We start from the raw sequence: 10539 nt of genomic DNA on the forward strand, positions 1-10539 counted from the left end.
CCCAACACCATTCGCCGTTGCCTGGCCCCTCTCGACGCGCCTTCATTGACGCTGCCCCCGGTCAGCGCCGACGATTCCCCATTCAATGGGCGCATGCAGCGGCGAGCACAGCCGGGCGGTCGGTTGCCTGACCTAGCCGTGCTTGGCCGGATTGACGTGGAGATGGTCGACATGGCGTTCGAGATCGGTCTCGTCACGCATCGGGTGTGCCCACCATGGCCGTGGCCGGACAGCGCGTTCCAGTGTTCTACTGGCTCGGGCACTTGCATGTCCCTGGCCATCACCGGGACTGGCAGGCACAGGCCGCTCCGCTCGTCAGGAAAACGTCGGCGGAGGGTCGCCAGGCCATCGTGATTGGAGTGGCTTCTGGCGGCAATGAAGCGGCAGGCCACCGAATGGCGAGTCGCCCGCTTCGACTCGCGGGCGGAGAGAATGCCCGTGGTGTAGCCATAGGCGGCAGCAGGCCGTTGAGCTTGCGATCGGTGACGATGACGCCGTATATGGCGGACCTCGGTGGCCTGGACGGACATCATGCTTCATACCCACGCGGCAGGTAGCAAGCTGGAAGTCCGACAGACTGCTGGTTTTCGGGATGAAGGAGATCCCGAGCGACGCGAGCCTGTGCTGCGCCCCGGCGCATCTGGCGCCGCATCTGGGCGCCGGCAGGCAGAGATCACTCGCGAGTGGATCTCCCTCTGGCGCTGGACTATATTGAAATCATAGCCACACCGTTGGTGTGGGGGATAGCGTGTCGTTGCCGCCTGGTGTCGGACGTTCAAGGGGGGGAAATCATGTTTGGCAACAAGCTGAGGATCGGCCGGGGATCGTGCCGGGACGGAAAGGTGGCCATACTGATCAGAACAGCCGTTGCCGGGTTGGCTGTCAGCTTGCTGATGCACGCCACTTCGCTCTATTTCGGCCAAGGATCGTCAATTGCCGCGGGCAGCAAGCCACCTGCATTGATGACTTATCCGAATCAGGTTGTCCGGACCGATAAACCCGGTCAGATCGGTCTGTGGATCGAAGGTGAGGATTGGCAGTTGCGCGTCGACATGCCCGGCTTCGTGGATGTCGAGTGGCCATTCACTTCTCCTTCTCAGTTCCTTTACATGACGAACCCCATCTTGCAGACACCGGTCAGCATCTTCGCCGAGCGCGTAGCCGGCGCCGACAGCGAAGAGTCCTGTCGCAGGCACTACGCGGCCTCTTTCGAGCAGGCGCATGAGGCGAAGGCGCGCGCACTCGGCGACCGTGGCACGACCGGGCCGCTCTCCGAGTTCAGCGCCAACGGAAAGATTCTGCAGGCGTATGAGTTTGGCGTTGGGTCGGATTACCACGCGAAAGCACTCCACTGGTTACCGTATTACCAGGGATTTTGTTTCGACTTTCACTTCACCGTATCGAGTCCGTCCGCCGAGAAGGAAGTCCTGCGCATCCTCGATTCCGTCACCTATCTGGCGCAGAAGCCAAGGAACACGGACGTCGAGCGCCTGTTCTATCTGTACCACTTCCGGATTCGCCTCAGCGTTCCGATCGACTGGCGCTGGGGCTTTCGGCCGCCGCCCGGGGGTCCGATCGGTGGAATCGAACTGCGTCAGCCTGAAAAAGGTGAGGTCTTCTCGTTCTTGATCTCTCCGCTCGGCACAGTAAAGTCGGCGGAAGACCACACGGTCGATATGACCAAGGAGAGGCGGCAATCCAAGCTGGAACGGGGCGAAGTGCTCAGTCCCGTGCGCAGCAAGTGCAGCGCGGAAGTCTGCTTCAGCTACTACGATGTGACCATCCGTGGCGACGAACCCCAGTATTCGCAGGGTTTCGCGACCTACGGGCTCAGGTATCACCGCGACGGGTTCGTGAGACTTGGTGATAGCATCGTGGGCATCTCCCTCTTGTATAGCGACGGCGGCACGGCGGCTGCCGATCATCTCACGGAGAAAATCACCCAGGCAAAGGTGCTCGATCTCAAGGAGTTCCGCAACAAGGTTGAGCGCGGGGATGTCAAGGAACTGATGAAGAAAATCCCGAAGTGATGGCCGAAGCGCCGGCCGGATGATTTTGCGGTGATGGATCTTGCTGCCAGTGGAAATCGGCGGCTATAAGGGAGCGGAAGAGGAGATGATCTTCTCGAGTTGGTTGGGAGACATCCGCGAAGTGATTCGGCCACGGCAAACTGCGGCAGCGCGGGCGATCCGGATCACGCGTCTGGCGCTCCTCTTCGGAGTGGTGTTGCGTGTCGCCTGCGGGTTGGCTTGGGCCAGTGAAGAGGATGCCTCGAAGTCGGGCACGGCGTCCTTCCGAGTCTTCCCCAATCAGGTCTTCACCACCGGCAAGCCTGGGCAACTGGGCCTCTACATCGGGGGGGAGGACTGGCATCTCCTGATCGACATGCCCGGCTACGAACGAATCTCCGAAGTCGGCAAGCCGCCGGAGTTTTTCATGCCCGAGCACTTCCTCTTCATGCGGCATCCCGCTTCAGGCACGACGGCAAGCATCCTGGCTGAGAAGGTGCCCGGCGCCGACGGCGAGCGAGCGTGTCGCGAGTGGCACGCACCTTACACCAGCAAAGCCCGCGATCAGACGGCCCGCCACGTGGGCAACCGGGGAACCGTCGGAAAGGTCGTCGAGGTCGAAAGACATGGGAAGCGGCTACAGGTCTTCGATTCGGAGGATCGGCAGTTTGGCCCGCGCCAGGCGATCTTCTGGTTTCCCTGGTATCGCGGCCATTGCTTCGACATCCATTTCAATGTCACCAGCCCGGTCGCCGAGGAAGAGGCCTTGAAGATCTTCGATTCGCTGACCTATGTTCCAGGAAAGCCAGTCGGCGTCGAGATCAGCCGGGGATTTGGCTTTGCTGGCCGTACGTTGATGCGCTTGAGCGTTCCGATTGCGTGGCAGTACCGCCATCGGCCAGGGCCGCCGGGGCCCGTCGGCGGAGCCGAACTGCTGCCGTCGTCGACGCCGATCGCCTCCTTCCTGGTCTTTCCCCTCGGCACGAGAAGCCCCGGTGTCCGCGAGCGCTCGCTGCATGATGAGGTGGAAGCGAACCGCCGATCGATCGAGCGCAGGATGCAGTTCGTTTCGCCCGTTCGCCAAGTCTGCTCGACGGGGACTTGCGTCTACTTCTTTGACCTTTCGGTCGGTCCGTTCCTGTCGTCTGATCCTCACAGCTACGAGTACCACAGGCAAGGATGGGCCGACTTCGACGGGAGGATCATGGGCCTGTCGCTGCTCTACCGCGATGACAGCAAGGAGGACGCCCAACGCATGACGGAAGCGTTCAGCCGGGCTCAGGTCGCCGATCTCGCCGTTTCGAGCCCTCGTCCGGCCGCGACCTGCAGCAATCCCGCAGCGCTGAGCGCAGGGAAGAAGCTGGTCTTCACGACGGGCCAGCAGGGCCAGCTGGGACTCCACCTCGAAGGCGAGGACTGGCACCTGCTGGTCGATATGCCCGGCTTCGAGCCTGACGACAGCGGGGCGGCGGACTGCACCGACGTGTTCCTCGGCATGAGCAACCAGAGCACCGGCATCAAGGTGAGTGTCGCTGCCGAGCGAGTCGATGGACCCACCGATGCCGAATCCTGCCGCCGACACTACGCGACGAGGCTCCAGCAAACCCGGGACGCGATCGCCAGGGACACGCCTGAGAGCGGGATCGTCGGGCCGGTCGTTGACGTCGAAATGAATGGAAAGATCGTCCAGCTCGTCAAGGCAAGGCCTCCAAAGTCCCAGGTGGGCGGGCCGGACGTCGAGGTAAAGTTGCTGAACTGGTTTCCCTATTATCGGGGCTTCTGCTTCACCTTTTTCTTGGTGTTCCAGGCTGCCGAGGCCGAAAAGGAAGTTCAGCGCTTCCTCGATTCGGTGACGTACGTCAACCATCCGCCGCCGCGCTGACATGCGCGCTACGGGCAATCCGCCAATCCGCGAGCCTCAGGAACTCAGGAGCCCGCTTCGCGTAGCTGAGCCTCCAGCCCTGCCGCATCGCTCACCGGCAGTTTGCAGCGTCCGTGACGGCAAACATACGCGGTAGGGCGGCCACCCTGCGCGACCTTGTCGCCAACAAAGGGGATCGTTTGCGCCAGCGCGGCGACAGCCGATTCCGGCGCGGCGGCGAGCGCGCGGGCGGGCAGGAAATGCCGACCCACGACGGCCAGCAGGGGCGCTGCCGCAGCAGCCGCGCTATCCGGCCAGACGACGGCGATCTGGCGCGGCGTGGTGGCCAGGAAATCGACGGCCAAGAGGGCCTCGGTCATGGCGATCGGCCGCTCGCCGAGTACCCTGGCATGGGCACGCAGGCCGCGTTCGGCGATCTGGCGCCAGCGCTCGTCGTCGGTGAGCACGCCGAGGCGGAGCGCGTTGAGCAGGGCGACCGAGGTTCCGGAAGGTTCGGCGCCGTCGTAGGCGGGCTTCTCGCGCGCGATCAAGCTCTCGTGCGCCTCGCTGCTCATGAACCAGGCGCCCGCCGGATCGGCGAACAGGTGCTCGGTGGTCTCGGCCAGCGCCAGGGCGTCGCGCAGGTGGCGCACGTCGAAGGTGGCTTCGTAGAGGTCGATGAGGCCCGCCGCGAGGAAGGCATGGTCGTCCAGGAAGGCCGCTTGCCGTGCCTGACCGTCCTTGAAGCTGCGCCGGAGTCCGCCGTCGGCGCCGCGCAGGTGAGTAAGAACGAAATCCGCCGCGCGCACCGCCGCGGCGACGTAGCGCGGCGCGTCGAGAACCCGTCCGGCAACGGCGAGGGCCGAGATCATCAGCCCGTTCCAGCCAGCGAGGATCTTCTCGTCGCGCAAGGGCGGCGTGCGCCTGGCGCGTACCGCGTATAGCCTGGCGCGCGCAGCGGCCAGCGCTTCCCAGGCGGCTTCGTCGGGACGCGGCACATTGAGGATGGTGTGGCCTTCCCAGTTGCCGCCCGGGTGCACGTCATAGTGGGCAAGGAAATGTTCGGTCGTGTCGCCGTCGCCGAGAGCGTCCAGTTCGCGCCGGATCTCGTCCTCGCGCCAGACGAAGAAGCGTCCTTCCTCGCCTTCCGAATCCGCATCGGTTGCCGAGTAGAAGCCGCCGCCGGCGTCCGTCATCTCGCGCAGGATGTAGTCGCAGGTCTCGCGCGCGACGCGGGCGAAGTCCGCGCGGTCGGTGACCTGAAACGCCTCGGCGTAGGCCACGACCAGCAGGGCGTTGTCGTAGAGCATCTTTTCGAAATGCGGGACCAGCCAGCGGACGTCGGTGGAGTAGCGGTGAAAGCCTCCGCCAAGCTGATCGTAGAGGCCGCCGGCGGCCATCTTTTCCAGCGTCAGGGTCGCCATGCGCAGTGCGTCGGCATCGCCGGTGCGCTGGTGATAGCGCAGTAGCAGGCGCACCGGGATGTGCGAAGGGAACTTCGGCGCCCGGCTCAGGCCGCCGTGCCGGGCGTCGAATGACTGCCGGTAATGCGCGACGGTGGCGTCGATGACGTCGCCGGCGGGCAAGCCGATGGCAGCGTCGGCGCCGCCCGTTCCGTACGCGCCCTGCATGTCGTGGCGAATCGCCTCCACCAGCGCCGTGCACGCCTGCCCGACACGCTCGGGGTCGCGATGGAAAGTGTCGGACAAGGCGCCGAGCAGCGGCAGGAAACCACGCTGGCCGTCGCGGCCGCCGTCGCGCGGCGGGAAGTAGGTGCCGCCGAAAAAGGGTTCGCGCGCCGCGGTCAGCCAGACGCTCATCGGCCAGCCGCCGGCGCCGGTCAGTTGCTGCACGGCGCTCATGTAGACGGCGTCGATGTCGGGACGCTCCTCGCGATCGACCTTGATGGCGACGTAGTGGCGGTTGAGGAAGCGGGCGATCGCCTCGTCCTCGAAGGACTCGGCCTCCATCACGTGGCACCAGTGACAGGTCGAATAGCCGATCGACAGGAACACGGGCCGGCCGAGCCGCCGCGCTTCGGCGAACGCCTCGTCACCCCAGGGGAACCAGTTCACCGGGTTGTGCGCGTGCTGCAGCAGGTAGGGGCTGGTCTCCAGCGCCAGTCGGTTGATGAACAGCGGGCGGCCGTCGGCGTCGAGGTGATGCGTGCGCGGCACATAGGCCGGCCCGCGCAGGGCAATCGCGCCGGCAAGCCGCGCTTGCAGCTCGGCGGCAAGCGGGTCGGCTCCGGGGGGCGTAGCATCAGGCATTGCGTGCTCCTCGCGGCGGGGGGTGGTCAGGCGGTTCAAGGGGAGCGGTGAGTATAGGTCAAGCGCGATCGCTCGGCGGCTGCAAGTGTGCCCTGGCGGGGCTGTCGACCCGGCATGCAGCACCGCGTGTACGGCGTTTGCCTTTTCTCGCCAGTCCGGCCGTAAGTGTTGTAAGGTTTGCCGGTGCGCAGCGACCGGACAGAGAGTGCCGGAATGCGCGCCTGACGCGCCCAGCGTCCTGGCCGCGCGGGGATCACCGGAAGCCGGAAGTTCGTGACACCCGTAACCACCACTGAACACGACTGGAGAACGCGGAATTGCCCCCAGCTTCGCCTGTTCTTGCCGCAGAGATTACGGAAATCGCCGCCGGGCTTGGCGCGGCGCCGGCCACCATTTCCCCGAAGTATTTCTACGATGCCGCGGGCTCGGTGCTCTTTGAGCGGATTACGCGCTTGCCGGAGTATTACCTCACGCGTACCGAGCGCGCGATCATGCAGGCCCACGGCGAGGAAATCGGCCGGCAGGTCGGCCGCGGCGCGACGGTGATCGAACTCGGCGCCGGCAACTGCGAAAAGGCGCGCCGCCTGTGCGCGCTGATCGAGCCGGGGTGCTTCGTCGCCGTCGACATCTCGGCCGACTTTCTCCACCAGGCCGTTGATGGCCTGCGCGCCGCCTTTCCGGCGCTCGACGTTCGCGCCGTGGTCACCGACCTCCTGGGCGAGCTTGCGCTGCCTGACGACATACCGGCCGATCGGCGGCTGGTCTTCTATCCCGGTTCGTCGATCGGCAACTTCGACCCGCCGGCGGCGCTTGCCCTGTTGCGTCGCATGCGCGCTCTGCTGGGCGAGGATGGCGCGTTGCTGATCGGCGTCGATTTGGTCAAGGACGCGGCCGTGCTCGAGGCGGCCTACGATGACGCCGCCGGGGTGACCGCCGCGTTCAACCTGAACGTCCTGACGCACCTCAACCGGCTGCTGGGCGCCGATTTCGACCTCGCGCAGTGGCGACACCGTGCCCTCTTCAACCGCGAGAGGTCGCGTATCGAGATGCATCTGGAGGCCTACGCCGACACGCTGGTGACGTGGCCGGGAGGTAGCCGGCACTTTCGCCGCGGCGAGCGCATCCACACGGAGAACAGCTACAAGTACCCCATCGCCGATTTCGCCGGTCTGCTCGAGCGTGCCGGTTTCGCCAGCCGCTCGTGCTGGACCGATTCCGGGCACGCCTTTGCAGTGCTGCTTGCCCGACCCTGAAGACCTCATGGAGGCTGGCTCGATGAACGCGAACGACCTCGCCGCCCGCTACCGGTTGGTGCGTGATGCCAGCCTGGCACTGACCGCCCCCCTGTCGGCAGAAGACTGCTGCGTGCAGTCGATGCCCGACGCAAGCCCGGTGAAATGGCATCTTGCCCATACCACCTGGTTTTTCGAGACCTTCGTCCTCGAGCGCTGGGAGCGCGACTTCAAACCCTTTCACGCCGCCTTCCGGGTGCTTTACAACTCGTACTACAACGCCGTCGGCGACAAGCATCCGCGGCCGCAGCGCGGGCTGTTGACGCGCCCGGAACTGGCCGGCGTTCTCGCGTATCGCGCCGACGTCGATCGCCGCGTGCAGAGCATGCTCGCCGAGAGGGCGGCGGATTCGCATCCGGATGCGGACGCGGATCTGGCGGCATTGCTCACCCTCGGCCTGCACCATGAGCAGCAGCACCAGGAGCTGATCCTGACCGACCTCAAACACCTCTTCTCCCACAATCCCCTGGCCCCGGCCTACGCGGTCAGGCCGGCGGCCGCCGAAGCCGCACCGGCGCTGAGCTGGCACGACGTTCCCGGCGGCATCGTCGAGATCGGCCATGCCGGCACCGGCTTCTGCTACGACAACGAAAAACCGCGCCATCGCGTGTTCCTCGAACCCTATCGGCTGGCGTCGCGCTTGGTCACCAACGGCGAGTTCCTGCAGTTCATCGAGGCCGGCGGCTACGCCGATCCTGTCCATTGGCTGGCCGAGGGCTGGGACTGGCGGCTGGCGGAGAACCGCCGCCAGCCGCTGTACTGGCAGCGGCCGGAGGATTGGCAGGAATTCACCCTGGGCGGTCTCGTTCCCCTTGATCGTCAGCGGCCGGTAGTGCATGTCTCGTATTACGAGGCCGATACCTATGCGCGTTGGGCCGAGGCACGACTGCCGACGGAGGCGGAATGGGAGAACGCCGCCGCTACGCTGCCGCTTGCCGGCCATTTTGCCGGTAGGCGTGAGTTTCACCCCGCAGCTGCTGGCGCTGACGGTCTGGCGCAGTTGTTCGGCGACGCCTGGGAATGGACGCGCTCGAGCTACGAACCGTATCCCGGCTTTCGCGCCGGAGCCGGCGCCGTGGGCGAGTACAACGGCAAGTTCATGGTCAATCAATACGTCCTCAGAGGGGGTTCGTGCGTCACGCCTGACGCGCACGTGCGCGCCAGCTACCGCAACTTCTTCCCGGCATCGGCGTGTTGGCAATTCTCGGGCATCCGCCTCGCCCGCGACGTCGAGCAGGCTGGCAGCAGCGGCTAAGAAACAGCGGCTAAGAACATGGCCGGACGTGCTGTTCGAGGGCCAGCAGTAACGCGGCTTGACGCAGCATTTTTGGCAGTGATACTGTTTATTTGTACAGTTTTGTGTGGATCTTGGGGGAGGCGGGGCGCCCCGGGCGCCCCTGCACGCGACGTTCTTGCTACCGCCGTGTCGGTCTCGTCGCGGCCTGACGAGGTCGGCGAGAACATCCGTGGCACGGGTCCGCGCTATGACTCACTCTCGCGCGTGGGTTCCCCTGTGGTGAGCGGGTCGACAAGATGTCCGCGCACCGTTGCTCAGGCAGCACGGCAAGGGCGGACCGGTTCGCCGCTTGCGCATCAACGCATGCAGGGCAGGGCTCTCGCCAAGGGAGCGACAAGCTTGCTTGAGGGGGAAACGGATGGGCCTCGAGTTCCTTGAATCGATACTCGGCTTTGTGTTGCCGGCCATGTGCGTTGACCGGGTCGCCCGCGCCGGATCGCCTTCTACTGCATCGGCTGCACTTCCTGTTCGTCCTGCTCTTCTTGCCTTTCCCGCCGGGCCGGCAGTGCGTCAGCCGGGGCGGCTGACCACGGCGACCCGGGTTATGCTCCCGGTGCTGGCGGCAGCAAGCAGGCCGCCAGCGGAAACATCTTCGCCAGACGCGAAACCTGTCAGGTTGCGGATGCCGGTTGCGTGGACGGCACCTGTGTTCATCGGGGATGTGGTAGCGGGTCAGCCAGAATGGGAAAGATCGTCGACGGTGGTCTCGCCACGATGCAACGCGAGTTGCCAAACATGATCGCCGCGTTCCGTGCCTCGCGCCCGCAGGCCATCAGGCCAGGCGACCTGGAGGGCCAGCTCGCCAGCGAGGGTGGCCAAACCGCCTGTCACAACGGCGCTACCGACGGTGCGCGCGTCGTCCTTCGCGGCGACCAGAACGACAGCGTTTGCTGGGGAAACCTGCAACGACGTCTCTTACGGACAAGCGGGCAACGCTCGACAATGGAGGCAAACGGCATGACCGGACCATGTTGCCAACGGCTATTCGTCGCCTTGCTGGCGGCAAGCTCGGCTCTGCCGCTCTACGCCTACGACCCGCTCAACCGCGTCGAGTACCTGGCGAAGATCAAGGAAGCCAAGGCGTACTACGACGAGAAATGCGAGAAGGTCGCGGGCATCCGTATCCACAGGACGGTGCCGGACATCGAGGGGCTGTTGCTGCTGAAAATCCGCCCCGAACGCCGCAGCCGCGAACTCGCCGATCCGATGTGGCCGGGGGCGGCGTTTGGGCGGGAGGCCACGGGAGACTCTTACATCACATCCTTCCTTGGCTACGAATACCGTGCTTCAAAAAATGGAGAAATGTCGCCGTGGCGCGGCTACATTGGCACAACGCGTAACCCCGGCGGCCTGCCAGGCTACCGCTGGGTCGAGGTGATCGATGAGAAGGATGGGCAGCGGTATCGGTATAGTGGCTCGGTGAAAGCGGCGGGAAAGAAGAATCCCGATGCCTATCGGGCGGAATTGGAAAACGACCCCGCGTACGACATGAACACTTACCGCTGGTCGCTGGACAAGATCCCCTCCCCAAGCAAGACCTCGCCCCGCTACGCGGTCACCTTCGAGGACCACGTGATTCCTGACGAGCGGGCGCTGTGGGTCGCGAGCAGCACGGTCAAAGTGCTCGACTTAAAGACCCATGAGGTGCTGGGCGAGATGACCCGCTACGCCATCAGCTACATCCACGCTCCGCATCATTCGATGCCGTGGTTGAACCATTCGATCTGCCCAACAATGCAAATGACAGGCGATCTTGATAGCTCTCGAAAATTCGTTGACCAGATTCTGATTCCGATGAAGGAGAAGTGAT

General features: G+C 64.8%; 6 protein-coding genes. 5 read left to right on the forward strand and 1 reads right to left on the reverse strand.

Annotation, left to right across the window (positions count from 1 at the left end):
• Positions 1 to 791: 791 nt before the first annotated feature.
• Together CAP2UW1_RS02260 and CAP2UW1_RS02265 are read left to right on the forward strand one after the other, a co-directional pair.
• Positions 792 to 2030 carry a hypothetical protein gene (locus CAP2UW1_RS02260; RefSeq protein ID WP_012807249.1) on the forward strand — a complete coding sequence of 413 codons (1239 nt, stop codon included), beginning with the start codon at positions 792 to 794 and terminating at the stop codon, positions 2028 to 2030.
• A gap of 85 nt (positions 2031 to 2115) precedes the next feature.
• Complete coding sequence (locus tag CAP2UW1_RS02265; RefSeq protein ID WP_199931553.1) at positions 2116 to 3891, forward strand: hypothetical protein; 1776 nt, start codon at positions 2116 to 2118, stop codon at positions 3889 to 3891.
• Between the two features lie 44 nt (positions 3892 to 3935).
• Here the strand turns inward: CAP2UW1_RS02265 and CAP2UW1_RS02270 are convergent, their stop codons facing one another.
• Positions 3936 to 6140 carry a thioredoxin domain-containing protein gene (locus tag CAP2UW1_RS02270; RefSeq protein ID WP_012807251.1) on the reverse strand — a complete coding sequence of 735 codons (2205 nt, stop codon included), beginning with the start codon at positions 6138 to 6140 and terminating at the stop codon, positions 3936 to 3938.
• A 317-nt stretch (positions 6141 to 6457) separates the two neighbouring features.
• On the opposite strand from CAP2UW1_RS02270, the gene egtD reads away from it, so the two are divergent.
• The 3 genes from egtD (at position 6458) to CAP2UW1_RS02285 (ending at position 10538) form a co-directional block, all read left to right on the forward strand.
• Positions 6458 to 7393, forward strand: coding sequence for an L-histidine N(alpha)-methyltransferase (egtD, locus tag CAP2UW1_RS02275; RefSeq protein WP_012807252.1), 936 nt, complete (start codon positions 6458 to 6460; stop codon positions 7391 to 7393).
• Positions 7394 to 7415: 22 nt separating this feature from the next.
• Positions 7416 to 8687, forward strand: a complete 1272-nt coding sequence (egtB, locus tag CAP2UW1_RS02280; RefSeq protein WP_012807253.1) for an ergothioneine biosynthesis protein EgtB — start codon at positions 7416 to 7418, stop codon at positions 8685 to 8687.
• Between the two features lie 723 nt (positions 8688 to 9410).
• On the forward strand, positions 9411 to 10538 hold the full coding sequence (locus tag CAP2UW1_RS02285; RefSeq protein WP_012807254.1) for a hypothetical protein: 1128 nt from the start codon (positions 9411 to 9413) through the stop codon (positions 10536 to 10538).
• Position 10539 lies beyond the last annotated feature (1 nt).

It is taken from the genome of Candidatus Accumulibacter phosphatis (assembly GCF_000024165.1).
In the GTDB taxonomy this organism is placed as follows: Bacteria; Pseudomonadota; Gammaproteobacteria; order Burkholderiales; family Rhodocyclaceae; genus Accumulibacter; species Accumulibacter phosphatis.